The sequence below is a fragment of the Hyalangium ruber genome (assembly GCF_034259325.1).
Classification (GTDB): domain Bacteria; phylum Myxococcota; class Myxococcia; order Myxococcales; family Myxococcaceae; genus Hyalangium_A; species Hyalangium_A rubrum.
This window is the reverse complement of the sequence record NZ_JAXIVS010000001.1, coordinates 831,230-857,559: the sequence shown is the minus strand read 5'-3', so window position 1 is coordinate 857,559 and position 26,330 is coordinate 831,230. Positions and strand designations below refer to the sequence as shown.

Below are 26,330 nucleotides of genomic sequence, written 5' to 3'. Positions count from 1 at the left end.
TCCAGCTTTCTGCGGGGCGAGTGCTCAGCGCAGGCGCAGGCCGTGGATCCACTGTCCCCGGGTGGCGAGCACCGCCATGTCTCCGAAGATGGCGGGAGAGGCCTCGATGAGGCCGCTGAGCTTCAGCGAGTCCAGCTCCTCGCCGGTGCGCCCGTCGAGCAGGTGGACGGTGCCGAGGATGTCACCCTGGAGGATGAAGGTGTGGCCCTGCTCGTCCTTGCACGCGGTGGGCGAGGACCAGGCGTAGTTGTCCAGGGGCTTGCGCCACACCTCCTCGCCGGTGGCCTTGTCGAGCGCCACCATCAGGCCCTCGGTGAAGCCCGGGCAGCGCGAGAGGGTGAAGAGGACGCGGTCTCCAATGTCGCCCGTGCCCACCAGGGGCGTGGCGAACACGCCGGCGTCCACCTTCTTCGGCGTGCGCGCGCCCTGGCACGGATAGGAGCGCTCCCAGAGGACCTGGCCCGTGAGTCCGTCCAGCTTGCGCAGCCAGGCCTTGCCGCTGGGGCCTGTCTTGTCCACCTCGGTGCCGGTGTAGAGCACGGGGCGGCCCTCTTCGAGCTCCACGGGGATGCTGGCGTCGGTGTCGTCTCCGGCGGGGAAGGCCCACACCGGCTGGAAGGTGCGCAGATCGATCGCCTGCAGCGTGCCGCCGTTGTCGGCGAAGAAGGCCAGGTTGCCCACCACGGAGATGGAGTTCTCGATGCCGTAGTGCGCGCTATCGGTGGGCGTGTAGCGGTAGCGCAGCACCTCGGGGCGCACCTTGAGCGTCAGCTTGATGGCGTCGAAGTTGGTGTTGAGTCGCAGGGCGTAGAACAGCCCGTTCTCACCGCCCAGCAGGTAGCTATCGGTGGCGCGGTTGAGCAGCCCAGAGCTGTCGAAGGCGCCCCAGCGGCGCGGCGAGGCCTTGTCCTTGCCGGACAGGAAGAAGACCTCTTTGTGGGTAATGAGGTTGTAGACGTGCAGCCCGATGGGCTTCTTCTGGGGGATGCCCTGGCCGACGAAGAGCAGCGGGTAGGCGCGAGGGTCCAGCGAGACGCTGCCCTTGATGGGGTTGCCGGTGACGATGGGCGGCCGCGTGGCCCGGCCCGTGCGCAGGTCCAGGAAGTACACCGAGCCATCCAGGGAGCCCTGGATGACCTCGACGAAGCCCTTCTCGAAGCGGCGGCGGCCCAGCTTGCTCATCGAGTGGCGCATGACGTCCGGCCATTGGACGATGACGGGCTGGCCCGTCCATCCCGCGCCGCCACGCCAGGGCGGCTTGCCCGGAGTGGTGTTGGCGGTCCAGACGAGCTCGAGCTTCCGCTCCTTCATGGGGCAGGTGCCCCAGGCGCCGCCGGTGCGGGTGGAGTCTCCGCGGAAGGTGAAGACTCCGGGCGCCTCCGAGTAGCGCTCGGGGAAGACCTGGGCCATCCAGGGAGGAGGCGCGCCGAGCTGCTTGTCCTTGATCGTCACCCGGTAGCTGGCGAGCTGCGTCTCGTTCGCCGCGACGTCGAAGACTCGGGGGGCGGGCCTGGCGGGCGCTACGGGAGCCGGAACTGGCGCGGGAGCAGGGGAGGGCGCGGAGACGACAGGGGGACTGGGGGGCGGAGCGGAGGGAGGCGCGGCCGGAGGCGGCGGAGGCGTGCGGCATGCGACGGCGAGACACAGCACGAGCGCCGCGAGGAGCCCCGTGCGGCGCCGATGATTCCCCGGAGAAGCAATCCGGGCACTTCCCATGCCTTCCGCCACGCGCGCAGCCTAGCCCAGGTGCCCGTTAGGAGCCCGATTCCAGTCAGGGTGGTGGCGGGCAGGGAAGCGAGCAACAGGCGTCTCAGCCGGTAGACGCGGGGAAGCCGGAGCCTCCCACGGGGTAGCGCCGCAGGCGAAGGAGGCCAAAGGTCAGCGCCGCGATCGTGGGTAGCAAGAGGGCGAGCAACCCCACGGCGGCTGCGGAGAGCGCCTCGGCCACCGGCTGTTCCCGCCAGGTGAAGCGTGGCAAGCCGTGATGCGCTTCCGCGCCGAGCACCTGCTGCGCGAAGGCGCGGGGCAGCAGTGCGGAGCGCCAGTCCTCATGGAAGACGCTGACCTGCTGGAGGAAGTGCGCGTGGCGTGAGTGTCCCGTTCCCGCCACGTCCTGCAGCGCTTGCTGGAAAGCCAGCGCAGGGGAGAGGAAACGCAAGGCCCCGAGCATCTGCTGCTGGTGGGTGAGCTGGGTCTGGAAGGATTCGAGGACAGGAGCGGTACGCCGCGCCGCCTCGCTCTGGACGGCCAGGTAGGTGGGAAGGAAGGTGTCGGCCTTGCCGTCCTGGGGAGCCAGCTCTGGGTGATCCTGGTAATAGCGCGCGAGCAGTTGGCTGCCTTCCTTCTCCGCTTCGGCCGCGGCCTGCCGAGCCGCGCCAACCAGTGCCACCCGTGAGGGCACGGGGTAGAGCTGGCTGACGCCCAGCTGTACCGCGGCGGGTATGACCACCACCATCAGGAGCCAGAGGCTCACCAGCAGCAGGGCGTTGGTGGCTGAGCCGCGCCCGAGCGCGTTCACCGCCAGCGCGAGCGCAAACCAGAAGGCACCATAGGCAGCGACCAGCCCCATCCAGGCGAGCAGCCGCGCCATGCCGCCCGAGGCCCCTGTCACGAGGTAGCCCGCGCCTCCCGCCAGCGCGCACAGCCCCAGCACGGTGAGCGCACGCACCACCAGCCGCCCCAGCACCCAGCGGCGCAGGCTGCCGGCCTGGACGAGCACCAGCCTCAGGGTTCCATCCTCGTGCTCGCGTGAGAGCAGATCGAAGGAGAGCGCCAGCACGAACAGCGGCAGCAGGTAGAGGAGCACGAAGGCCAGATCCAGCGAGCCGGTCGAGAGATGCGCGGGGTGATCGAGCGGTTCCTGGCCGAAGTCCGCCACCTGCCCCAGCAGGGAGACCTGGAAGGAGGTGGGCAGCAGATCCAACTGCCCGATGGCGAAGGCGTTCAGCGGGCCGGGAGGCAGGGTGGCCATGGGCTGGACGAGCCGGTTGCCCACGGGGAAGGGACGGGTGGGGCTCTTCCAGGCCGGGATGCTGTCATCCTTCGCTTGGAGGAGGGCCTCTGCCTGATGGGCAAGTTGAGCGCGCCGTGCCGTCTCCTCGGCGGCGATCGCCTCCTGACGGGCGGTCAGCTCATGCGTGAAGCGCCAGCCGTTGTAGAGGCCCAGCACCATCAAGGCCAGCAGGAGCGAGGCGGTAACAATCAGGGTGCGATCGGCCGCGAGCAGGCGCCACTCGTGTCGGAGTAGGGACATGGCATTCCTTCTTAAACAGCGCTCATGCGCGCCCCAGTGCGCAAGGCGAGCACTGCCGTCAGCAGGAGCCAGCCGGCGAGCAGCGCCAGGGAGATGCCCTGATCCTGGAGCGCATGGCTCCAGGGGCGCAGGACGGGTTGGAAGTCCGACACCTCCTGCCAGAGGGCCTTGTTCGCCTTGTAGGTCCAGTCTCCCGTGCGCGAGCGATGAGTGACGGCGTCGTTCATCTGCCGCACCAGGAGCTGTCGGTAGGCCTCCGCCTCGCGGGTGAAGTGGAGGTGGGCCTCCAGGTCCGTGCCGGCCAGCGCCGAGGAAAGGGCGCGCAGGGCCAGCAGCGGCGCCGCGAGTGCGAAGGCGCGGTGCAAACCCTCCTGGCGGCGATACGTCCCCCACAGCTCGCCGAAGTGCAGGGCATGCACGCGGTTGCTGTACTCCTCACCGGCCTGCAACGCCAGACCATCGAAGTTGATGGGCAGCTCTTGCTTGGAGGTCACCCCGTAGCGGGCCAGCACCTCGTTCTCGAGTGCGACTCGCCGTGCGTCCGCCGGATCATGCCCGTTCATGCCCTTCTCGTAGTCCTCGGCGATCCGGCGGCTGAAGCCCTCCACGGAAGGGGCGGGCGCCCACGTGCTCGCCATGTCCGAGGCCAGCCGTGGCACCAGCAGCCCGTTGAGTGCCCAGCATCCCAGCAGGACCACCAGGGACAGGCGCGAGGAGCGGACCGTGGCGCTGACCGCCAGTCCCAGGAAGATGAAGCTGCCCAGGTAGAGCGCGTAGCCCAGCACCAGCACCGCGATGCGGGTGAGCGTGTCCGAGGCGCTGGCTCCCAGCGCGAGCAGCACACCCACCGCCAGCACGAGCAGCGGCACCAGCAAGATCAGCAGCGCCAGCCCCACCCCGAGCGCCTTTCCGAGCACGAGCTGGTGGCGGCGTACCCCCGTGCTCAGCAGCAGCCGTAGCGTGCCGCCCTCACGCTCGGCGGTGAAGGCCGAGAAGGTGAGGAGGATGACGAGCAGCGGGATGAGGAGCTGCAACACGCCCGCTCCGGTGAGTTCGCCAAAACGCGCCGTTGTGGTCGAGTCCATGGCCGGGCGGTATCGCGCCAGGTTCTGCTTGTGCGCTTCCAGGTACACGGCCACCCCGAGGTAGGGCTCCAGCCCTCGGTCGAAAGCGGCCAACGGAGATTCGGGTTTGAAGGCCCACACCCCATAGTGAGCGGCGGAGTGGGGGTTCTTCTCGCCCTGCTCCAGCCACTGCTGGCGTGTGAGGCGGCGACCCTCCTCGCGCTCGGCGCGCGTGGTCTGCAGGTGCCGTGCTCCCGCCACGAGGCCCATGGCGGCCAGGAGTGAGATGAAGACGGCTGCCGCGCGGAAGCGTCCATCCCGGGTGAGATCCACCCATTCCTTGCGTGCGATGGTGAAGATCATTCGGGAGCCCTCACCCACGCATGTGCCGCAAGTAGAGCTGCTCGAGCTCGGCATGCCCCAGCTCTCGCGTGGGTCGGGTCTCCACCAGGCTCCCGGCTTTCATGATGCCCACACGCGTGCCGGACTCCTTGGCCCGGAACAGATCATGCGTGGCCATCATCACCGTCATCCCCTGCCCACTCAGCGCGCGCAGTAGGTCCGACAGCTCGTTCGAAGCCAGCGGGTCCAGCCCGGAGGTGGGCTCGTCCAGGAGCAGCGCTTGAGCGCCCTTGGCCAGGGCGATGGCGATGCCCACCTTCTGCCTCATGCCTTTGGAGTAGGTGCCCACCGGTCGATCCATGGCCTCGGGCGCAAGCCCCGCCCGCGTGAGCCACTCCCCCAGGGTCTCCCTCGGGAGGTTCGGCTGGCCAGCCAGGGCACTGAAGTAGGCCAGGTTCTCCCGTCCCGTCAGCCGAGGGTAGAGCATCACCTGCTCGGGAACGTAGGCCACGCGGCGGCGTACCTCGGCGGCGTTGGCCCGCACCTCCAATCCGCCCACGCGCGCCTCTCCCGCCGTGGGCTCGATGAAGCCCAGGAAGAGGTTGAGGGTGGTGGTCTTCCCAGCGCCGTTGGCGCCCAGCAGGCAGAACACCTCACCTGGCTCGACCTTCAGATCGAGGCCCGCCAGCGCCAGGTGCTCGCCATAGCGCTTGGATAACCCCACTGCCTCAAGCATGGATTACGCCCCTGTCTTTCGGTGAAGGCGGATGGTAGATGCAATTGAGTTGCATGTAAAGAGCGACATCTGGGCTTGATCTGTTTTTGCAACCAGGTTACAGAAAATGGGTCTGATGCGTTCTCCTCTGCTCTCTCTCCAGCGTGCCTGCGCGGCGGCTCTCGCGGTGCTGTGGCTGATGTTGCCGCTGGTGGAGCTCCTCCACGCTGGTGAACACGCGCACCGCTACTGCGCCGAGCACCAGGTGTTCGAGGAGCTGGAGCTCGATGCGCCCAGTGCCCCGACCCCTGCTCAGGGGACCGAGCGTGGGGAGGGGGAGCGGCTCGAAAGCGCGGCGGAGCAGGGGGATGGGCACGAGCGGTGTCCCCTCGCATGGGCAGAGCCGCGGCGAGCCTGGTGTCCGAGCTGCGATATCCCGCTGCGGACTGGCGAGCCTCAGGAGCTCCGCACACTCGCAAGCGCGGCGTGGCATGGCTTTGCCATCCCGCTGCTGGCGCTGGCTCCTAAAGCGTCCCCGCCGAGCCGCTGAGTCTGCTTCGCCGCCACCCCGTAGGTGCCATGCCTTCGGGCAGCCAGGCGCCCGCGGCGGCGTGGCTCGCGCGGCTCACCCCCTGCTTGCTCCCCCCATTCACCGTGCGCGGCGACGCGCACCCGGAGTCACGACCATGCCCAAAGGCAACCGAACCATCATCCATCTCGTCTCCACCGCCGGCACCGGCTACTTCTACACAACGACGAAGAACAAGCGGAAGTCGCAGGACAAGCTCCAGTTCAAGAAGTACGACCCGCGCGTGCGCAAGCACGTGATGTTCGTGGAGGGCAAGCCATGAGTGGCCCCTCCGTGGATCGTCGCCTGCCCACCACCGTCCTCTCCGGTTTCCTGGGGGCCGGGAAGACGACGCTGCTCAACCACGTCCTCAACAACCGCGAGGGCCGGCGCGTCGCCGTCATCGTCAATGACATGAGCGAGGTGAACATCGACGCCCGGCTTGTCCAGGGAGGCGCTTCCCTCAGCCGGGTGGAGGAGAAGCTGGTGGAGCTGTCCAACGGCTGCATCTGCTGCACGCTCCGAGAGGATCTGCTCCAGGAGGTGGGGCGACTGGCCAGGGAAAACCGCTTCGACTATCTGCTCATCGAATCCACTGGCATCTCCGAGCCGTTGCCTGTCGCGGAGACGTTCACCTTCGCCGACGAGTCGGGGCGCAGCCTGTCGGAGGTGGCGCGGCTGGACACGATGGTGACGGTGGTGGACGCCTTCAACTTCCTCGATGACTGGGAGGGCGCGCAGGGGCTCGACGAGCGCGGCCTGGCCGCCGCCGAGGAGGACGAGCGGACCGTGGTGGACCTGCTGGTGGAGCAGGTGGAGTTCGCGGATGTCCTGGTGCTGAACAAGACGGACCTGGTCTCCTCCGAACGGCTCGCCGAGCTCCAGGGAATCCTGCGCAAGCTCAACCCGGAGGCGCGCCTGGTATTGGCGGAGCGTGGGCAGGTGCCGCTCTCGGAAGTGCTCGACACCCGCCGCTTCGACTTCGAGCGCGCGCGCCGGGCGCCGGGCTGGCTCAAGGAGCTGCGAGGCGAGCACGTGCCGGAGACGGAGGAGTACGGCATCCGCAGCTTCGTCTTCCGCAGCCGCCTGCCGCTGCACCCCCAGCGCTTCTGGGACTTCATCCATGGAAGCTGGAAGGGGGTGCTGCGCAGCAAGGGCTTCTTCTGGCTCGCCACGCGTATGGAAGTCACCGGCGTGTGGGCCCAGGCCGGTGGCGCGTGCAGCTTCGAGCCCGCGGGGCTGTGGTGGGCCGCGGTGCCGCGCGAGCAGTGGCCGGAGGAGCCGGAGGTCCGTGCCGAGATCGAGCGCGAGCTGGTGGGGCCCTACGCAGACAGGCGCCAGGAGATCGTCTTCATCACCCGAGATGCCGAACCGGAGGAGATCCGCCGCCAGCTCGAGGCATGCCTGCTGACCCCGAAGGAGCTCGAGCAGGGGCCAGAGGGTTGGAGGGAATGGGAGGACCCCTTCCCGGCCTGGGAGGTGATGCGGACGGACGAAGAGGCTACCGAGGAGCGGAGCGCGTGATGGAGACCGTTCTGCACTCGAGCGTCAGGGAGCCAGCGGTGTGGCAGGGCTCGCACGTCCTCGTCCGGCAGCCCGCGGAGCTCACGGAGATCTACCGCCAGGGGGTCAACCTGTGCGTGTGGCGACGGAGCCTGAGCCCCGCCCTGGGCCCATGGCTGGAGGAGGTCTGCTCCCGGTACACGCTCCATGTCGTCGAGCGGGTGGACGTGAAGCGCGCGGATCTGCGCTCGGCGCTCGCGGAGCTGCCTGACACGCAGGAGCGCGAGGCCTGGAGCGAGGAGCTGCACCTGCTGCTGCAGGTGTACGCGGATCTCTTCGAAGCTCGCTGGCTGGGCGTGCGGCTCACCACGCTGGATCAGGAGATGTGCCCGCGTTTCCACGTGGATCGTGTGGGCGTCCGGCTGCTCTGCACCTATGCCGGGCCCGCCACCGAGTGGGTGGAGAACGCGGACGTGGTGCGCAGCGGCCTGGGGCCGAAGGGCGAAGTGCTGCGCCTGGGAGGACGCGTGCAGCGGCTGGAGCGCTTCGACGTGGCCCTGTTGAAGGGAGAGGCGTGGCCGAAGAACGCGGGCAATGGGGCTGTCCACCGCTCACCCCGTCTTCCGCCGGGCCAGCGCCGCATCATGCTCTCCATCGACGCCGTCGACTGAGGAGCCTTCAGCCTTCTCCCCGGGCGGAGGCATCGCCCGGGGGGGCACTCACCAGAAGCAGTCCTGTCTGACAACTGAACCGGTACGAAACCTCGGGGCTACTCCTCGTCCGGTTCCGCGCCGCCAGCCCCACCCATTCGGGTGATGTCGTCCTTGTTCACCTTCTCCACGTTGAACTTCTGGGCGCTGGCCAGCATCTTCGCCACCGTGGAGTCGAACTCCACCGGGCTGTCGTCCTTCTTGAAGCGCAGGAAGTTGATGCGCGCCACCACGAAGTTGCGCAGGTAGGGGCTCTGCATCCCCTTGTCCTTGAGCGCCGTCACCACCCGCGTCACCGCGTCGTCCAACTCCAGCAGCTTGTCGGCCCGCGCCTCGCGCACCTTCAGCGCCTCGACCATGGGCAGATCCAGGAAGCGCTCCGCCCGCTTCACGAACGGGTGGTACGCACCCGCGGAGAAGCGCGGCCGCTTCTCATAGGCCGCGCCCAGGGTGATGAAGGCCGGCTCCTCGAAGAGGTTGGCGAAGTCCGCCTCTCGCCCCGCCCGCGAGCCCGTCAGCCCCCGGTGCATGCGGATGACCTCCAGCGAGCGCTCCTTGAGGTTGTGCGCCTTCTCCGTGTTCAGCGCGAGGATCTGGTACGCCACGTCCTCCTCGGGCAGCACCAGCGCCACGATGGACTTCGCGCCCAGGAGCCGCGAGGCGTTCAGCCGGTGGTTGCCGTTGGGCGTCCAGTACTTGCCCTCCTTGCGGACGGCGATGACCGGATCCAGGAAGCGATCCAGCCGCTCCATGGCGTTGGCCAGCCGCTTCACGTGCGGCTCGGAGAGGTCGCGCTGGTACGGCGTGGGCTCGACCTTGTCGATGGGCAGCGCCGCGAACACCACCGTGTGGGCGCCCAGCGGATCCCGGTACACGGAGAGCACCTGGCCACCGTCCTCCTGGATGCCTTGGATGAGCTCCGTGGGTTGGGCGGCGGCCTCGCTCGCCACCTCGGCCGCGGACAGCCCCTTGGAGCGGGGCTCTACCTTCTTGCGGCGCGGCTTGCGCGGTGTGGTGCTGCGGGCCTTGGAGGCTGCCTTCTTCGCTGCCATGTCTTCCCCTTGTGAAGCCGTGGACCGCCCGATGCTATGTGAGGCGCAGGGACGGTGCCGCACTTCCTGACTTCACCTCCTGGCCGGCAGTTCACTTCCCACCGGCCAGGAAGAGGGGGCGCTACTTCAGCTCGGCCTGACGCGCGATGATCGACTTCGAGATGTTGAGCGCCGAGACGACGGCGCCTTCCGAGTGGCTGTCGACCGTCGTGTCGCCACCGAAGTAGAGGCGGCCCTGCGGACGGCGCAGGTCATCGGCGAGCGCATCGAAGCGCGAACGCCCGAGCTCCAGGGGCCAGTACGCCACCGCCTGCGGATAGACGAAGATCTCGGAGTACTTGATGTGCTTGCGCACGCCCGGGAAGAGGCCGTCGAGGGCCTCCGCGCTCTTCTCGCGCACCTCATCGAGAGGCAGGTTCATCAGGTTCTGCGCGAACTTCGCGTGCAGCAGCAGGGTGAGCAGCGAGTCCTTCCCCGCGCCCTCGCCCCCCTGCAGATTCGTCACGTCGTAGATGCTGCCCGCCTGGGTGTCCGACAGCATCGTGAGGATGCTCTCGCCGTTCTTGTCGCTCCACAGCGGGACCGCCTCGGGGGCGACGCGGAAGTGGACCTTGATGTAGCTGCCCATCTTCGTCGTGTTGATGGCCTTCCACTTCTCGGCGGTGAGCGCGGGCGAGAACTGGATCCGGCCGATGTGGTTGACGGGGACGGTGACCACGGCCATGCGCCCGGTCACCTCGATGTACTGACGCTCCTTCTCCAGGACGCGCAGCTTCACGCCCGTCGCCGTCTGCTCGATCGCGGTGACGCGGCCCTGCGTCATGATCTGATCCGGGTTCAGGCGGGCGGTGAGCGCCTCGGTGAAGCGGGTGTTGCCGCCGTCGACGTGGTAGTTCTTCTCGCCGAAGCCTTCCGGCGTATCCAGGAAGAGGCGAATCTCATCGATGCCGTCGAGCGCCGCGATCTTGTCCCACTCGATCGCCATCTCCGGCTCGACCGTGGCGCGGATCCACTCGCTGACCTTGCGCGGCAGCTTGTCGCGGCCGATGAACTCCGCGAAGCTGATGCGCAGCAGCTCGGCCAGCTCCGGCGGCAGCGGCTTGCCCTCGTAGTGGCTGGCGTGCAGCTTGGAGTAGATGTCCCAGGCCTTCGCGTTCCACTTGAGGAACGCCGCGCGCTCCTCCGCGTTGAAGATGCCCGCGAGGTACTGATCGCGATCGCCCTCACCCTGGTAGGGGTAGATCTTCCCCTCGAGCCGCACCGTGGAGTGGGCGACGTCCTCGATCAGCGGCAGGTTGAGCTCCTTGAGCAGCGCCACGGCGGGGCTGCGCGCGAAGTACTCCTCCATGTGCGCTTCGGCCGTCATGCCGTCGGCGAAGGTGACCGTCTGGATACGGCCGCCGATGCGAGGGGACGACTCGATGATCAGCGAGTCGATGCCCTTCTTCTTCAGCTCGTAGGCGATGGTGAGCCCCGTCAGGCCGGAGCCAACGATGATGACGGGGGCGTCCTTCTTCGCCGTAACTACCGCGGCCGGTGTTGAGCCGCTGGCGTCGTCGCGCTTCTGTTGAGACCAGCCCGCGCAGCCCTGGAGGGCGAGCATCGCCACCAGCAGGTACGAGAGCCCAAACCACTTCTTCAGCATGTGTTCCTCTCCTCGATTGGTAATACGCGCCGTGAATATAGGAGTGGCACGTAGAGTGCCCCAACAAAGAGAAAGATCTTTGGAGGGGCGCTACGAGGGAGGAGAGGCCATCGCGGCCTGCTGACGTGTCAGCGGGTGCTGCTGACGCGTCAGCGCCAGGATGAAAGCAGCTCAGTCGCCGGAGACGGTGAGCTGCTTGAAGCGGATGGTGGGCGCTCCCGACGAGCCTCGGAACTGCAGGTCGCTACCGATGCCGTCCATGTCCTGCAGCATCTGCAGCAGGTTGCCGGCCACCGTGACTTCCTGGACCGGGTAGGCCAACTCGCCGTTCTCGATCCACAGGCCGTTGGCGCCGCGCGAGTACTCGCCCGTCACCGGATCCGCCCCGCGGCCCAGCATCGCCGTCACGTAGAAGCCGCTCTTCACCTCGCGGATCAGCTCCTCCGGAGGCTTCGTGCCCGGCTCCAGGTACAGGTTGTTGGTGCCGATGTGCGGCAGCGAGTTGTACCCGCGCGCCGCGTTGCCCGTCGTCTTCGCCTTCGCCTTGCGCGCGGTGAAGGCGTCATACAGGTAGCTGCGCAGCACGCCCTTCTCCAGCAGCGGCGTGCGCCGCGTGGCCACGCCCTCGCCGTCGAACGGCGCCGTGCCCAGCCCGCGCTTCAAGAGCCCGTCGTCCACCACCGTCACGTGCTCGGGCGCCAGCTTCTTGCCCAGCTTCGAGACGAAGATGCTCGACTTCTTGTAGATGGCGTTGCCGTCCGCCGCCGCCGCGATGCTGCCCACGAACGAGGAGGCCATCATCGGATCGAAGATGACCGGCACCTGCTGCGACTTCACCCGCTTCGCGCCCAGCATCCGCACCGCGCGCCGAGCCGCCTCCCGGCCCACCTGCTCCGGAGAGTCCAGGTCGCCCAGGAAGCGCTTGTAGTCCATCCAGTAGCTCGTCTGGAGTTGGTCATTCGCCGCGGCCACTGGCGACGCGAACAGGTACACGTACGTGCCCGCGAAGCCCGCCGACAGGCCCTCGCTGGAGGCCACGTACACCTCGGCGACGTAGTCTCCGGCGCCCACGCTGTTGAAGGTGGTGATGCGGGCGTCCACCGCCTTGCCCGCCTTCTCCATCTCCAGCGCTGTCTTGATCTTCCAGTCCCCGGGCAGCTCCGCCACCTTGGGGTCGAAGAGCTCTCCCGTCTCCGACGGCTCGCCCAGCTCCTTCGCCGTGGGCAGCCCGTTGAGCTTGTTGGGCGCCGCCGTTTGCGCCAGCCGCAGCGCCATGTCCACGAAGGTGTCCACCGACGCCGGATCGAAGTCCGACGTGTACGAGAAGCCCAGTCGGTTGTCCTTGGTGATGACCCGCAGGCCCACGCCCTTGCTCGTGGCCTCGGTCAGGTCTTCGATTTCGCCCTCGCGCACGCGGCAGGAGCTCTGCCGCCCCACCTCGAGGAAGGCCTCGGCCTGCTTGGCGCCCTTCTTCTTCGCGCGCTGGACGATCTTCTTCGCGATCTGCTCGTAGTTGTTCACGTGCGATGTCCTCAGGCGACCTTCGTCCCGCCCACCGTCATGTTGTCGATGCGCAGCGTGGGCAGCCCCACGCCCACCGGCACGCTCTGGCCATCCTTGCCGCAGGTACCCAGGCCCGGGTCCGGCATCGGATCACACCCCACGCGCGACACGTTCTTCAGCGCCTCTGGCCCCACGCCGATGAGGATCGCGTTCTTCACCGGCCGGCCCAGCTTGCCGTCCTCGATCTGGTACGCCTCGCTCACCTCGAAGACGAAGTTGCCGTTGGTGATGTCCACCTGCCCGCCGCCGAAGTGCGCGCAGTACAGCCCGCGCTTCACTTCCTTGATGATGTCCTCGGGGTGGTGGTCTCCCGGCGCCAGGTACGTGTTCGTCATGCGCGGCAGCGGCATGTGCTTGAACGACTCACGCCGCCCGCTGCCCGTGGAGCGCTGCCCCATCAGCTTCGCGTTGAAGCTGTCGTACATGTAGCCCTTGAGCACGCCCTTCTCGATGAGGACCTTGCGCTCACCGGCCACGCCTTCGTCATCCACGTTGATGGAGCCGCGGCTGTTGGCCACCGTCCCATCGTCGATGACGGTGACCAGATCCGAGGCCACCTTCTGGCCCACCTTCCCCGCGAACAGCGAGGTGCCCTTGCGGATGAAGTCCGCCTCCAGGCCGTGGCCCACCGCCTCGTGCAGGAGAATCCCGCTCCAGCCCGGCGCCAGCACCACCGTCTGCGGGCCCGCCTGGCACTCGGCCGCGCCCAGCGTGGCGATGGCCTGCCGCGCCGCCTCGCGCCCCACCGACTCCGGCGTGAAGGTGTCGAAGTGGCTGAAGGACACCCGGCCGCCGCCGCCGTAGAAGCCCGTGCGCCGCTCCTTGTTCTTCCCCTCGGCCACCACCTGCACCGAGAGCCGGCACAGGTCCTGCGTGTCCTCGGTGTAGTGGCCCAGCGTGTTGCCCACGGCGATGCGCTTGGTGACGTCCGCGTACGAGCCGTTCACCTGCGTGATCCGCTTGTCGAAGCCGCGCGCCGCCTTGTCCGCCCGCAGCACCAGCTCCGCCTTGCGCGCCACGTCGATGTCCGCCAGCGGCGTGGGGACCTTGTAGTAGCTGGGCGCCGGAGTGCGACTCACCTTATAGCTCTGCTCCGAGCCACCGCCCTGGGCGATCATCGCCGCCGTGCGCGCCGTGCGCAGCAGCGCCGCCTCCTCCAGGTCGTCCGAGTAGGCATAGCCCACCTTGGCCCCGGAGATGACGCGCACCCCAACGCCCTGCGTCAGACCCGTCTGCGCGCTCTTGATTCGCCCCTCTTCCAGCACCACGGCGGTGAGCAGGCCGCGCTCGACATAGACTTCCGCGAAGTCGGCGCCGCGCTCCATGGCGACCGCGAGCAGGCGCTCGAGCTGGGGCTGGGGGAGCAGGGGGGCCGCCGCCACTTGCCGGGTGGCCAAGGGGGCGAGCTGGGCCGGGGTGGGACGCTTCGTCGTCGTCGCCGACGCTCGGGGCATTCGCATTCTCCAGAACACTGTGAGAGGTGGTAGCCACCCTAATGGCGGGGGCTGTCACCCGGCAACGAACAACACACACCGGGTGTTCCAGCCCAACGGCTCTGTCCGCATTCCCCTCGACGGGCGGGCGCTCTAAGATGCCGGCCCGTATCGACTGGCCCCTGTACTCCCATGCCCCCTCGCCGACCGACCTCCTCCCGCGCCAATTCCTCCAGGCCCCCCGCCGGCGCGCCGCAGGGCGATCGCACGGAGCTCAAGCCCTCTCCCTTCGCCAACAAGCAGCCCCGGGGCGAGCCCTCCGCGGAAGAGGAGGACCTGGAGCCCTCCATGGAGAACCCCATGGAGGAGGACTACCACACGTCCAACCACTTCGCGGGCGAGGGCGAGGAGGAGCCCGGTGAGGGCACTCCGGTCGGGGATGATCCCCGGGCCGTCTCCAAGGAGTTCGTCTCCTTGGAGGACCAGGAGCAGGAGGAGGAGCAGACCGAGGAGGACGATGACAACCCGGACGCCACGCGCGCCGGTCCGCCCGTCTCGCTCCACATCATCGAGGGCCCGGACAAGGGCAAGAAGCGGCGCTTCAAGAGCGTGCGCATGGTGCTGGGGCGCGCCAACGGCGTGGACCTGAAGCTGAGCGACCAGTCCGTGTCGCGCCGCCACCTGGAGCTGGTCCACGGGGACACCGGCACGGTGCTGCGGGACCTGGTGAGCGCCTCCGGCACCCGGGTGAATGACGAGCGCGTGGATGAATGCACGCTCAAGCACGGCGACGTCATCTCCATCGGCAAGACGAGCATCCGCTTCGTGGATGAGCTGGAGCAGGTGAAGCAGCTCCGGGCGGAGGCCGAGGCGCGCGAGGCCGAGGCGAAGAAGGCCGAGGAAGAGGCCAAGAAGAAGAAGGAGGAGGAGGCCGCGGCCCGCAAGAAGGCGGCGGCCAATGCCACCGCGGCGAGCAAGGCGGACGTGGATCCGAATGATCCGCGCTTCAACGAGGCCACCAACGCCCGCTTCGTGCCGCCCGAGGGCTTGCGCGACATCCCCACGCGGCGGCCCGGCCGGAGTGGGACGCCGGACACCAAGGTCCTCGTCTATGGCGGCCTGGGCGTGGCGGTGGTGGTGCTGGCGGTGATCATCGTCATCGTCTTCGCCAACAAGGAGCCACCCCCGCCGCCTCCGCCGGATCCGCGCGAGGAGTTGGCCGCCACGAAGATGCAGCGGGCGCGCACGGCCATCCGCGAGGGCAGCTACTCGGACGCGGTGACGCTCATCGAGGAGGCCGAGAAGCTCAAGCCGGGCATCGACGCCGAGGGGCTGGCGAAGACGGCGCAGGCCGAGCAGGCGCTCATCGAGGCGCTCAAGACGGTGCGCGCGCTGATGGCCGAGGAGCGCTACGAGGAGGCGCGCCAGCAGTTGGAGGAGGCGCCCAAGGGCATCACCGCCAAGAGCGACGAGGAGCGCCAGGCGCTGGACAAGGAGCTGAGCACGGCCGAGGCGGGCTTCTACACGAAGCGGCTGGACTCCCTGCTGGAGCAGCGGGACGTGGAGTCGGTGCGCGCGCTCATCGACAAGCTGCCCAGCAACGCCCGGCCGCTCTACCGCGCGAAGCTGGAAGAGCTGGAGATGGCGCTGGCCCAGGAGGCCCAGGACCAGGAGAAGCTGGAGAAGACGAACAAGGTCCTGGCGGCGAAGCGGGCGGCGGAGAAGCGCGCGCAGATCGTCGCCGAGGCCTTCGACGTGGTGGAGCGCAAGTTCGACAACGGCGACTACGAGCGCGCGGTGCTCGAGTGCGACCGCGTCGTCGAGGCGAACAAGGGCGACAACGAGATTCGCGAGCGCGCCCGCAACCTCAAGCGCCTCATTCCCCAGTTCGCCCGCACCTACCAGGACGCCCAGCGCAAGGTGCAGTCGGGCTCGCTGGAGTCGGCGGTGCGGCCGCTGCGCAAGGCCGAGGAGCTCTACACGCAGATCGGTTTCCGGGGCGCGATGCTGGACGCCATCCGCGAGCAGCTGGCCGAGGCCTCGGTGAAGGCGGGCAAAGCCTCGCTGGCGCGCCGGGACATCGCCAGCGCGGGCATCCACTTCCGCGAAGCGCTGCGGCTCAACCCCGGCGACCGGCGCGCCCAGGATGGGCTCGACGGCATGCAGGAAGAGGTGGAGAACCTCTACCAGCGTGCCTACATCGAGCGGGACCGGGATCCTCGGTCGGCAGCGGAAAAATTCAAGATTGTCATCGACACGGCTCCCGAGGGCTCGGAGTTGAGGCGCAAGGCCGAGGTACACCTGAAGGAACTGCAGCCGTGAAGGACTGAGGGTGCGGTAAGGTGCCGCTCCGTTGACGTCCTTCGCTGCACACCTTCGGGAGAGTCGGCATGAGTGAGTCGTCGCTGCGGGAACTCGGGATGGACCTGCTGGAGGAGCGCCAGTTCGAGCGCGGCCTCGCCGTGTTCGCCGAGTCCGTGCGTCGCAGGCCCGCGGATCACCGCTCGCGGCTGCTCGCGGCGCGCTGCCTGGCGGAGTTGGGAGAGCGGGAGCGCGCCGTCACTGCGTACCACGCGTGCGCCGAGGGGTTGCTCAAGCGCGACTACCTGCTGAGCTCGATGACGGCCTGCAAGCTGGCGCTGGAGCTGGCGCCCAACGAGCGCCGGCTGAAGGACACGCTCTCTCGCATCTACGCGCGCGCGTCGCGCAACGCCCCGGGCCGCGCCTCGGTGCCTCCGCCGCTGCCTCCGGATCCCATGTTCGACGGGAAGGTGGAGACGGACCTGATGGAGTTGATGGGCGAGGAGCTGATCGCCCGCGCCATCGAGGTGCTGTCGGCGCCGGACACGGGAGGCGCGGCGGATCCGAACAGCCGGCCGCCGCTGCCGCTCTTCGCGGACCTGGAGCGGGATGCCTTCATGGACCTGGTCCAGCGGATGAGCTGGAAGAGCGTTCCGCCGGGCACCGTCATCAGCCAAGAGGGGGATGCGGGTGACCACCTGAACGTGATCGTCGCCGGCAAGGCGGAGGTGACGCGGCTGGTGGACGGGCAGCGCAAGACGCTGGGCTTCCTGGGCGGCGGCTCCATCTTCGGAGAGCTGTCGCTGATTACGGGCACGCCGCCCACGGCCTCGGTGAGCGCCACGGTGGACACGGAGGTGTTCGAGGTGCGCCGTGAGCACCTCAACGCGGTGGCCCGGACGTATCCGTCGGTGCCGCAGGTGCTGGCGGAGTTCGCCCAGCAGCGCATGGCGCGCAACATGATGGCGACCTCGCCGCTGTTCCAGCAGCTGCCCGAGTCCGAGCGCGCGGCGCTGTTGGGGCGCTTCACGTTCCGGGCGCTGCAGCCGAGGGACAAGGCGCTGACCGAGGGCGAGCTGTCTCCGGGCCTGTTCCTGGTGCTGGCTGGCGAGCTGGTGGTGCAGAAGGACGATCCGACGGGTGGGGTGGTGAGCCTGGGGATCCTCCGCGAGGGCGAGGTGGCGGGGGAGATCTCCCTGCTGACGGGCGTGCCCGCGACGGCCACGGTGGTGGCCACGCGGAAGACGGCCACCGCGTTCATCGACCGCACCGCGTTCGGCGAGCTGGTGAAGGAGTATCCGTCGCTCAAGACGTACCTGGAGCAGCTCTCGGAGCGGCGGCAGAAGATGACGGCCGAGGCGCTGCGGCCCGCGGAGATCATCGACGCGGACGAGCTGGTGATCGAGCCGGACTCGGCAGGAGGGGCCTGAGCGGGCCGGCGCGATGGTGACGCTGACGCGCTCGCGGGCGGTGGGGGTGGTGCTGGCCCTGGTGGTGGGAGGGCTGGTGCTGGCTTTCTGGCCGCGCGAGGAGCCTCCGGTGCAGGAGGCCATTACGCGGAAGATCATCGAGATGACGCGCGCGGCCGAGGCGAAGGACGTGAGCGGGGTGATGGAGGGGGTGTCCGATCGCTTCAAGGGCGGACAGGGGTGGGGCAAGGATCAGGTGAAGGGCGTGATGGTGGCGCAGGTGCTGCGTGGGCAGTGGGTGCGCATCTTCCACACGGGCCTGGAGGTGACCGAGGTGTCACCGACCCAAGGTGACTTCACGGTGAAGTTCATCTTCGCGCGCTCGGAGGCGGAGCAGTTCGAGCAGCTGGCGCAGGAGAGCGTGCTCAACGCCTGGGTGGTGGAGGGCACGTTCGAGAAGGAGCAGGACGGAGAGTGGCGCGTGGTGCAGGCGCGCCACCGCCGGATGGAGCCCACCGAGCTGTTCTGAGTGGAGCGACCGCTGCATCTACCGGGACGAACGGCACTTCAGAGTAGCTCACGGTTCTTCGGATGTTGGCGGACGCTCGCGGACCATGAACGGCCAGTAGCAACGCCCCTCCCACTCGTACCAGTCCCGATCGCATGGAGGTTTGAGTCCGCCGCCATGAACCCAGCAGCCTCCGTTGATCTCCACCAACTCACGAGACTCGCATGGGGCACGCTTCTGTCCCTTGAGTGGACGGCTGGGCACGTCGAGGCTCACAGCGCGTAGTTCGACCGGGCCGACCCCGCCCGGCAGCGCGGAGGCCAGGGCCGTGCTTCCCAGGGCCACGCTGCCTCCATCCCTGCCTGTCTCTAGAGGTTCCTCGCTGGGTTCGCTGAGGGGTTCCCAGGGATGCGGCGCAGGGCGAGAGACGAGGAGTACGACCATCATCCCCAGAAGCGCTACGAGCGGCAGAGGGCGCAGGAGATGGGCCCGCTCGCGGGGAGGTCCTGGACGGGTGGCACGCTCGGTCTCCACCTGGCACGGGTCCGGAATGATCGGCCTGTCGAGGGCTGGCTCTGTGCTCGCCGCAGCCTCTTCCATCTCCTGGGCCAACTGCTCGGCGGTGCCTCGCGCCTCGGGCTCCTCGGAGAGCATGCGCAGGATGAGGCGGTCCAGCACGGGAGCCACCGAAGCCCAGTCACTCGGAGCCAGCAGCCTCGCGGGGAGCGGACGCTTGGGATCATCCGTGCATTCAGGCTCGGTGCGAGGCGGTGGATAGAGTTCAGTCACGAGGCGGTAAGCCATCACCCCCAGGGCATAGATGTCATCCTCGGAGCGGGAGAGGTAGTGAGCCTCGGGGCTTCTACGGAACTTGTAACGGAAGCGCAGCAACTGAGGGCTGCGGTAGAGCTCGGTGCCCGGGGGAATGGCGGTATCGGTGAGGGGGCGGGCACCGGGGTACCCGCAAGCCCCGAAGTCCAGTAGGACGGCATGGCCTTGCTCATTCACTCTGACGTTGTCGCCCTTTACATCCCGATGCACGCCATGCAGATGGGTGACTTGGAGCGCTCGGGCGATTTGGGCCAGCAGGCGCAGCGCCTGGCGCGAGGTGAGCATTCCCTTGGGCGCCCACTCGTAAAGCGTCTTGCCTTCCACCCACTGCAGCACGAGGTAGGGAAAGCGCTGGCCTTGCGCGTCAGTCCACTCCCCCGAGTCCTGAAGCCCAGGCACGTTCGGGTGGTTGAGGCGCGCGAGCAGCTCCTTCTCTCGAGCGAAGCGCTCATCTCCCGGGTAGATGGCCCGCTTCAGGGCGTAGGTACCTGAAGGGAGTCCCTTGGTGTGCTCGACGCGGTAGACCAATCCGTAGCTGCCCTTGTCGACAAATCGGAGCACCCGCCAGGAGCCGATGCGCACTTCCTGCGAAGCAGTGGTGTCCGTGCCAGAGACAGAGGGCATGGGTAGGGCCTCCAGGGTAGGGAGGTCATCCTACCTCATGGGTAGGCGAAAACGCATCCGACATGAGACGTCGCGTGAATCACGCTTTCCGTGACGGCACGGAACTGTCATGACTGCCTCAGAAGATGCGAAGGGCAACACGAATGGCCCATCGCGATGTGCGGTCCCTCCAGGAGCCCAAAGAAGAGGTGAGGTGATGGCGCGCCTGGATGCGGACGTGGATGCGATCTGGAATCAACTCTGGGAGTTGGAGAGCCAGGTCCACCGAGGTGAAACCCTGAAGCTCACGGAGGATGTTCGCGACTTGCTGCGGAGTGCGGCTCCCACGGTGGCTATCCATGCAATGGAGGCCGAGACGGCTCTGGGCAGCACGGAACGCGCCACGGAACTGCTCCGAGAGATTCGGGCACGTGTTCGCGAGGGCTCAAACCGGTTGAGCGATGCCCTGCACCGGATGTACAGCCTTCGTGACGCAGGCGATCTCGATGGCGCGTGCCAACAGATGAGGGACCTCCTCGCTGTCGAGGTGGTCCCCCTGTACCGGGACATTGCCGAGGGACAGTTGGAACGGCTCGCGGAACTCGCGTAACGCTCCCAGTTACTTCAGCAGGGCGTCCGCTTCGGCCTTCCAGGCCTTGGCCATGTTGGCCTGCCCTGCCGTCGTCAGCCGCTTGCTGATGTCCGTCGCCTTGGCCTGGAGTTGATCGAGCGGCACCCCTCGGACGCGGTCGCGGCTCAGCGCGAAGTAGTAGTGCTGGCAGCCCGTCGCGTAGTCGCCCAGGCCGAAGAGCACTTCTCCCATCGCCGCATATGCCTCAGGCACCGGGCCTGCTCCACTGTCCGGCGTCACTTCCGCCAGAACCGCCTGCGCCCCAGGGTAGTCCTTGCGCGCCAGCAGCAACGCGCCCTTGGCGTACTTGGCCCGGGCCAGCGAAGAGCCCTGCACGGTGATGGCCTTGTCATACGCCGCCAGCGCCTCGTCCTGCCGGCCCGCCGCGTCGAGGAGGCCGCCGCGCGCCAGCCAGTAGCGATCATCCCGCTCCAGCGCGCTTACCGTCTTGTCCTCTCCCGCCGACACCTGCACCTCGCGGAAGACGGCCTCGTATGCGTCCAGCAGCGCCAGCGCTCCCGCGTTATCTCCCGCGTGCTGCAGCACCTTCGCGCCCTCCATATAAAGGAGGGGAGCCGTCCGGCGCTTCGCCACCGCCGCCTCGAAGGCCGCACGCGCGCCCGGATCCTTCTTCGCCGCGAGCGCCTTGCCCCGGCCGAAGAGGGCGTAGGGCTCCTCTGGTGCCAGCGCCAGCGCCGCGTCCGCGTCCTTCAGCGCCTCGTCCGCGTTGCCACCCACCAGCGCCAGCTCCGCACGGGCCGCCAGCGCGCGCGCCTTCAGCGACGGCGTCAGCTCGGCCTCGCGTGCCATCACGTCCTGAATCGTGCGCGCCGCCGCATCGTCCGGCTTCTGCTTGAGGTACAGCGAGGCCAGCGCCGCCGTCACCCGTGACTCCAGGTGCTCCGGGTTGGCCGAGGTGGCCCGCCCCAGCGCCTCGCCCGCCTGCGCGAAGAGCCCCTCCTCGAGCAGCGCCTCCCCATAAGCCGTGGAGAAGCGCGGATCCTTCCACGCCGCCTCCGTGGCTTTCGAGTAGGCATGCCTCGCGCCCTGCAAGTTGCCCAGCGCCTGCAGCGTGCGCGCCTGCGCCAGCCACAGCTTCGGGTTGTTCGCTCCGCGATCCCGCAGCGTCTTCAGCGCCTGCTCCGCCTCGGTCGCCTTGCCCTCGGCCAGCAGCACCGAGGCCCGCACCACCTTGGCCCCGTAGCGCTCCACATCCTTGGACTCCAGCGCCTCGGCCCGGGCCAGGTGCTCACGCGCCTTGGCCTCCGCGCCCGGCTGGTGGTGCTCCAGCCACAACTCCGCATGGAGATCCGCGGCCAGCGCATGCGCCCCGTACACGTCCCCATCCACCGTGAAGAGCGCGTCCAGCTCCTGGAGCGCCTTCTGGAGATCCGCTGGGTTGCCGCGCTGTGCCGCCGCCTGGGCCGCCTTCAGCCGCGTGTCCGTCTCCTGGCGTACCCGGCCCCGGTGGACGACGTACGCCACCGCCGCCCCCAGCAGCACCGCCACCAGTCCCACCTGCACCAGCGCGCTGGCGAGGCTCTCCCTCCGCCGGCCCTCCCGCTGCGAGACGCCACCGCCGTCTGCCATGCCCATGCGGACTTTCTCCACCAGAAATTTGAATGGTTTCGGACGTTTATGCCTGATAAGGGAGCCGGGCCTAGATATGTCCGCCCCTGTCGGGTGTCAACGGAGGGGGGCGACGGAGGCTCGGGCGGCTGTCCACTCCGGGAGGATGCGCGATGGCGGTGTACACGGTGCTGAAGCCCGAGGCGTTCGTCCAGGTGGCCGAGGCGTTCGCTCTGGGAGCCGTCAAGGAAGTCGTGCCCATCCCCGAGGGCTCCATCAACACCAACCACCGCGTGGGCACCGAGCGCGGCCGCTTCTTCGTTCGCCACACGACGGTGCGCTCCGCCGAGGATCTCCGCTTCGAGGCGGCGCTGCTCGCTCACCTCACCGAGTCCCACTTTCCCTCGCCCACCCTGGTCCCCACCCAGCAGGGCAAGCCCTTCCTGGAGCTGGAAGGAGGCCGCGTCACCGTCTTCCAGTGGCTGGCGGGCGAGGAGCTCAAGCGCCCCCAGGTGACTCCCGAGCACGCCGAGCGCCTGGGCCTGGAGCTGGCGAAGATGCACCGCATCACCCAGTCCTTCGGCGGCAGCCGGGACAACCCCTACAGCGCCGGGCTGGTGCGCAGCTGGCTGGCGGGGCTGAAGGGCCACTCGGATGACGAGGTGTCCGTCGTCGCCGAGGAGCTGGAGGAGCACCTGCTCCGGGCCGACAAGGAGCGCAACCACGGCCTGGAGCCGCGCGGCGTCATCCACGCGGACCTCTTCACCGACAACGTGAAGTGGCTGGCGGACCGGGTGGGGGCCTTCTTCGACTTCGAGATGGCGTGCCGGGACGCCTACGGGCTGGACGTGGCCATCACCCTGAACGCCTGGTGCTTCGACGGGAAGTACCAGCCGGAGCTGTGCCGCGCCTTCATCCGGGGCTACCAGGACGCGCGACCGCTGGCCGCCGTGGAGCGCGAGAACCTCTTCGGCCACGCGCTCTTCGGGGCGGTGCGCTACACCGCCAGCCGCATCCGCGACTTCCACCTGTCGCCGCTGCCGCCCGAGCAGCTCACCCGCAAGGACTTCCGCACCTACCTGGCGCGGGCGCGGGCGCTGGATGCCATGGGGCCCTCGGGCCTGCGGACGCTGCTGGGGCTCTGAGCGCGGCTCAGATGCCCGAGACGATCTTCCACTCGCCGTCCTGGCGCTGGAAGAGCATCTGCTCCAGCTCGGAGTCGTTCTGGCCCCGGTTGGTCAGCGAGGGCAGCTTCCAGCTCGCGTTCCAGTAGTAGATGGCGGTGGCCTGCTCGTCCTGCACGTCCACCCGGCGGATGCTCAGCTCCACCTTGGGGTTGTCCAGCCGCTGGAAGAGGTTGGACAGGTGCTCGTCCAGGTTCTCGTACGTGAGATCGTCGTCCGTCGTCTCGGTGCCGCCGTCCTCGCGGAAGTTCTTGGACACCAGCGTCTGGATGGCCTTGGCGTCCTTGGCCTCCAGCGCGCTGCGGTAGCGCTCCATCACGGCGAGGATGGCGCGCGTGTCCTCGGTGTCGGCGAGCTCGGTGCCCGGGATGCGCCGGGGAGTGCAAGCCGCAGCCAGCAGCAGGGGAACGATGAGAAGGGCTCGGAAGGTCATGGTCGGTCGCCTCTAAGGGGGCAACCGCCGCGGTGTCAACTCATTCCCCAGCCTTGCCCCATCACCCGCTCAGCCCTTGCGCAGCACCTCGGCGATGAACCGGTTGAGCACCGGCGCCTCGCCATCGAGGATCTTCAAGCCCTCGGCCTGGATGATCTTCTCGCCGATCATCGCCAGCGGCTTCATCAGCAGCGGCAGCTTCAGGGAGATCTCCCCGTCCATGGTGCGCTCGGTCGAACCTCCGATGTCGCGCAGCCGCAGCGTGCCCGTGTTCACCAGCATCTTCGAGATGGCGTTCGAGGTGGGCACGTTGCTGAACGTCAGCTCCTTCTTCTTCCGGTCATACGTCGACGTCTCGATGAAGGCGAAGTACTCGGGCGGCACCTTCTTCGGGCCAATCGCCGCGATGACGGGCTTGGGGCGGTAGCGCACCCGGCGCCGAACCTTGTCGCCCTCGTCCTTGACCTCCAGCGGCTGCACCTCCAGCAGCACCCCGTGGTGCTTGAGCAGGAAGTCGAAGTACCGCGGGTCGAGGATCGCACGCTCTACCTCGTCCACCGTCCCCAGGATCCGCTGCCGCGATTCGAACCGCATACACCCTCCGTGCGCGTTGAAGCGCCTGCGTCTAGCGGAAAGCCTGCCGGGGCACCAGAGGTCCTTGGAAGGCACCATCCTCGAAATCACACCGCGCCATCCACTCCAGGGCCGCCGCCTTGAAGGCAGGTCCAAAATCGGGCAATGCGCCCACCTCATGCCGCACCGCGCCGCAATCTCCGGCGAGGTAGGAGGCCTCCACCAGCGAGCGCAGCGCCTCCCGGCGGATGGGCTCGGGCAGCGTGGGGCCCCCGACTGCGAGCGAGCGGGAGGTGTACTCCACCGCCATCCCGGGCGCCCCGCCCACCTGCTGCACGCGCCGCCCCAGCAAATAGAGGAGGTAGGGCTCCTTGGGGTTCAGCTCCAGCGCGCGAGAGAGCTGCAGCAGGCGCAGCTCGTCGCGGGTGGAGCGGAAGAAGGACTCCACGGCCCTCAGGAGCGAGGGGGACTCCAGCGCCGCCAGCCGGATGTGGGCGCCGCGTGCCAGCTCGGGACTGGGGGCCAGCGCCAGCACCCGCTCCAGGTGGGCGCGGGCCTCGTCCAGCTTCTCCAGGCGCAGCGCCATCTCCGCCTGATCCATGGCCACCTCGGCCTCCATCGCCGGCTGGTCCTTCACCCGCTCGGCCAGGGTGGCGAGCAGCTTGGCGGCGTCGGCGGTGCGGTCCAGCTGGTCCATCGCGGCGGCCTGGCCGATGACGTAGCCGGGCTCCTCGGGCTGGAGCTTCGCGGCGCGCTGGTAGCGCTCGAGCGCATCCTGCGGATCACTCACCAGCGCGTCGCGGGCATCCTCCTGGAGCCGCGCCACCTCACGGGCGCACATGCGCGTGAAGAGGCTGCCGGTGCGGAAGCGCAGGAAGGCCCGGCTGGCCGCGTCCTCGTCCAGCGGCAGCGTGTCCAGGTGGCGCTCCCACTCGGTGACGAGCTCGTCCAGCGAGCGGCCATAGGCCTCCTGGAAGTCCGCGTGCGCGTAGAGCACCCGCACCTTCTCCGCGCCGTAGGTGTCCGCCAGGTAGCGCAGGAAGGAGCCCGCCACCGTGTACGCCCGCGAGGGCGCCGCCTGGTAGAAGCCCTCGGTGCCCATCAGCTTGCGCATGTCCGGGGCCAGCTTGTGGCGGCGCATGCCGGCTGCCCACTGGTGCAGGGTCATCTCGCCCTGGATGGGGTCATCCGCCGCCACCGCGAAGCCTTCAATCACGCCCATCAGTGGCCAGAGCCCGAGGCGGGTGGTGACACGGAAGGGGCCGCTGCCCGCCGGGGCCGCCATGACGTGCGCCAGCTCGTGGTGGAGGCTCGTATGGGGGAAGGGCCGGTCGTTGATGTGCAGCTCGTAGAGCCAGGGCTTGGCGAACTGGGTCCGCCCGGCGCCCACCAGCGCCTGCTTCTCCTCTTCGGTGCGGTACAGGTAGACGCGGATCGTCTCCGAGGGCGCGCCGCCCAGGAAGCGAGAGAGCTGCGCGTGGCGGAACTCCAAGTCGCGCACGGTGCGCTCCACCGCCTCGCGGTCCATGCCGCGCGGGTAGTAGAGGCGGAAGTGGGGGGAGCCGCGCACGCCGCCGAGCTGCTCGGCGAGGTACTCCGCGTTCATCCGCAGCCCCAGGGCGGGGCCGTTCGCCTCGATGAGGACCACCCCTCCCATCAGCAGTGCCACCAACCCCCATGCGCCGAGTCCCAGCTTCGGCCGGGCGAGGCGGCCCTCCGGCACCCTCAGGCTCACCCCGGTGAGCAGCGCCACCAGCCCCGCCAGCAGCAGCGTCTCCAGGCGGAACCAGGCCAGCCGGGGCGTCACCGTCAGCGCCTCGTCATAGAGCGGGCCGGGCAGATGTCCGAGAAAGTGGTTGAAGGCATACACCTGGGGCCCGAAGACGATGGGCCACGCGGTGGGCAGCCCCGAGAGGAGCACCAGGCCGATGTAGGCGAGCACCGCACGCCCGGGCCGCCGGACTCCGAAGCCACAGAGGACGCCCACGGTGGAGGCCAGCAGCGCGGAGGGCAGGGTGAGCAGCGGGTAGAAGCCCACCAGCTCGAACGGATCACACGCCGTGCCCAGGACGGAGAAGAGGGTAGCGCTGAGGAAGGGGGGCACCAGCACCCCCACGTTCAGCAGCAGGGCGGTGCCCAGGGCGAGCGCCAGTGCCTGGGAGGGACGCTCGGGGCGAGGCAGCTCCTTCAGGCGGAGCTCCTCGCCCAGGAGGATGCGGCGCTCCTGCGCGGCGGCGGCGACGCCCACCCCACCTCCCAGGGTGCCCACGGCGATGGAGAGGGCCAGCCCCAGCTCGAAGCCGGGCATCCCGAAGAGGGGCAGGAAGACGAGCGCGGAACCGCCGAGCGCCAGAATTCCTACCACGGTGATCACCGCGGGGCGCCGTACCAGGGTGCGAAGCCGGGATAGCAGGACTTGCCGCATAGGCTCCCCTATACT

21 protein-coding genes are annotated in these 26,330 nt (G+C 68.6%); 8 read left to right on the top strand and 13 right to left on the bottom strand.

Annotated elements, in window-relative coordinates:
• Positions 1 to 24 precede the first annotated feature (24 nt).
• From SYV04_RS03480 to SYV04_RS03465, 4 genes are all read right to left on the bottom strand, one after another.
• Positions 25 to 1,716 (bottom strand): outer membrane protein assembly factor BamB family protein, encoded by a 1,692-nt coding sequence (locus tag SYV04_RS03480; protein WP_321544133.1) that lies wholly within the window; start codon positions 1,714 to 1,716, stop codon positions 25 to 27.
• A gap of 94 nt (positions 1,717 to 1,810) precedes the next feature.
• Entirely contained in the window at positions 1,811 to 3,253 is a 1,443-nt protein-coding gene (locus SYV04_RS03475) for a DUF3526 domain-containing protein (RefSeq protein ID WP_321544132.1), read from the bottom strand.
• Positions 3,254 to 3,264: 11 nt separating this feature from the next.
• The gene (locus SYV04_RS03470) at positions 3,265 to 4,680 is read right to left on the bottom strand and encodes a DUF3526 domain-containing protein (protein WP_321544131.1); all 1,416 of its coding nucleotides are present in this window, start codon (positions 4,678 to 4,680) and stop codon (positions 3,265 to 3,267) included.
• 10 nt (positions 4,681 to 4,690) lie between these two features.
• Positions 4,691 to 5,395, bottom strand: a complete 705-nt coding sequence (locus SYV04_RS03465; RefSeq protein WP_321544130.1) for an ABC transporter ATP-binding protein — start codon at positions 5,393 to 5,395, stop codon at positions 4,691 to 4,693.
• Between the two features lie 665 nt (positions 5,396 to 6,060).
• Between SYV04_RS03465 and rpmG the strand changes: the two genes are divergently transcribed.
• The 3 genes from rpmG to SYV04_RS03450 are packed head-to-tail and all read left to right on the top strand — an operon-like array spanning position 6,061 to position 8,116.
• Positions 6,061 to 6,225 (top strand): 50S ribosomal protein L33, encoded by a 165-nt coding sequence (rpmG, locus tag SYV04_RS03460; RefSeq protein WP_321544129.1) that lies wholly within the window; start codon positions 6,061 to 6,063, stop codon positions 6,223 to 6,225.
• A complete protein-coding gene (gene zigA, locus SYV04_RS03455; RefSeq protein ID WP_321544128.1) occupies positions 6,222 to 7,466 on the top strand; it encodes a zinc metallochaperone GTPase ZigA in 1,245 nt (414 codons plus the stop codon). The genes rpmG and zigA overlap by 4 nt, the downstream gene beginning before the upstream one ends.
• Positions 7,466 to 8,116, top strand: coding sequence for a DUF1826 domain-containing protein (locus tag SYV04_RS03450; RefSeq protein ID WP_321544127.1), 651 nt, complete (start codon positions 7,466 to 7,468; stop codon positions 8,114 to 8,116). Before zigA ends, SYV04_RS03450 begins: the two co-directional genes overlap by 1 nt.
• Positions 8,117 to 8,214: 98 nt before the next feature.
• On the opposite strand, the gene SYV04_RS03445 is transcribed toward SYV04_RS03450, so the two are convergent.
• The 4 genes from SYV04_RS03445 to SYV04_RS03430 all read right to left on the bottom strand — a co-directional run bounded on the left by SYV04_RS03445 (position 8,215) and on the right by SYV04_RS03430 (position 13,869).
• Positions 8,215 to 9,207, bottom strand: coding sequence for a ParB/RepB/Spo0J family partition protein (locus SYV04_RS03445; protein WP_321544126.1), 993 nt, complete (start codon positions 9,205 to 9,207; stop codon positions 8,215 to 8,217).
• Positions 9,208 to 9,328: 121 nt separating this feature from the next.
• Entirely contained in the window at positions 9,329 to 10,852 is a 1,524-nt protein-coding gene (locus SYV04_RS03440; RefSeq protein ID WP_321544125.1) for a flavin monoamine oxidase family protein, read from the bottom strand.
• A 171-nt stretch (positions 10,853 to 11,023) separates the two neighbouring features.
• Positions 11,024 to 12,373 (bottom strand): TldD/PmbA family protein, encoded by a 1,350-nt coding sequence (locus tag SYV04_RS03435; RefSeq protein ID WP_321544124.1) that lies wholly within the window; start codon positions 12,371 to 12,373, stop codon positions 11,024 to 11,026.
• 11 nt (positions 12,374 to 12,384) lie between these two features.
• A complete protein-coding gene (locus SYV04_RS03430; protein ID WP_321544123.1) occupies positions 12,385 to 13,869 on the bottom strand; it encodes a TldD/PmbA family protein in 1,485 nt (494 codons plus the stop codon).
• Between the two features lie 171 nt (positions 13,870 to 14,040).
• Between SYV04_RS03430 and SYV04_RS03425 the strand changes: the two genes are divergently transcribed.
• From SYV04_RS03425 to SYV04_RS03415, 3 genes are all read left to right on the top strand, one after another.
• Positions 14,041 to 16,170 carry an FHA domain-containing protein gene (locus SYV04_RS03425; protein WP_321544122.1) on the top strand — a complete coding sequence of 710 codons (2,130 nt, stop codon included), beginning with the start codon at positions 14,041 to 14,043 and terminating at the stop codon, positions 16,168 to 16,170.
• A gap of 68 nt (positions 16,171 to 16,238) precedes the next feature.
• Entirely contained in the window at positions 16,239 to 17,579 is a 1,341-nt protein-coding gene (locus SYV04_RS03420) for a cyclic nucleotide-binding domain-containing protein (protein ID WP_321544121.1), read from the top strand.
• A gap of 13 nt (positions 17,580 to 17,592) precedes the next feature.
• Positions 17,593 to 18,087, top strand: a complete 495-nt coding sequence (locus SYV04_RS03415) for a hypothetical protein (protein ID WP_321544120.1) — start codon at positions 17,593 to 17,595, stop codon at positions 18,085 to 18,087.
• A 48-nt stretch (positions 18,088 to 18,135) separates the two neighbouring features.
• On the opposite strand, the gene SYV04_RS03410 is transcribed toward SYV04_RS03415, so the two are convergent.
• Positions 18,136 to 19,521: a serine/threonine-protein kinase gene (locus SYV04_RS03410; protein WP_321544119.1), complete on the bottom strand. Its 1,386-nt coding sequence runs from the start codon at positions 19,519 to 19,521 to the stop codon at positions 18,136 to 18,138.
• 196 nt (positions 19,522 to 19,717) lie between these two features.
• Here SYV04_RS03410 and SYV04_RS03405 point away from each other — a divergent pair, with 196 nt between their 5' ends.
• On the top strand, positions 19,718 to 20,110 hold the full coding sequence (locus tag SYV04_RS03405) for a DUSAM domain-containing protein (protein WP_321544118.1): 393 nt from the start codon (positions 19,718 to 19,720) through the stop codon (positions 20,108 to 20,110).
• Positions 20,111 to 20,119: 9 nt separating this feature from the next.
• On the opposite strand, the gene SYV04_RS03400 is transcribed toward SYV04_RS03405, so the two are convergent.
• Positions 20,120 to 21,727: a tetratricopeptide repeat protein gene (locus SYV04_RS03400; protein ID WP_321544117.1), complete on the bottom strand. Its 1,608-nt coding sequence runs from the start codon at positions 21,725 to 21,727 to the stop codon at positions 20,120 to 20,122.
• Between the two features lie 146 nt (positions 21,728 to 21,873).
• On the opposite strand from SYV04_RS03400, the gene SYV04_RS03395 reads away from it, so the two are divergent.
• Complete coding sequence (locus tag SYV04_RS03395; RefSeq protein WP_321544116.1) at positions 21,874 to 22,845, top strand: homoserine kinase; 972 nt, start codon at positions 21,874 to 21,876, stop codon at positions 22,843 to 22,845.
• Between the two features lie 7 nt (positions 22,846 to 22,852).
• Here the strand turns inward: SYV04_RS03395 and SYV04_RS03390 are convergent, their stop codons facing one another.
• The 3 genes from SYV04_RS03390 to SYV04_RS03380 form a co-directional block, all read right to left on the bottom strand.
• Positions 22,853 to 23,317, bottom strand: a complete 465-nt coding sequence (locus tag SYV04_RS03390) for a YybH family protein (protein ID WP_321544115.1) — start codon at positions 23,315 to 23,317, stop codon at positions 22,853 to 22,855.
• Positions 23,318 to 23,386: 69 nt separating this feature from the next.
• Positions 23,387 to 23,911 (bottom strand): hypothetical protein, encoded by a 525-nt coding sequence (locus SYV04_RS03385; protein WP_321544114.1) that lies wholly within the window; start codon positions 23,909 to 23,911, stop codon positions 23,387 to 23,389.
• A gap of 31 nt (positions 23,912 to 23,942) precedes the next feature.
• Entirely contained in the window at positions 23,943 to 26,315 is a 2,373-nt protein-coding gene (locus tag SYV04_RS03380; RefSeq protein WP_321544113.1) for a hypothetical protein, read from the bottom strand.
• Between the last annotated feature and the right edge of the window lie 15 nt (positions 26,316 to 26,330).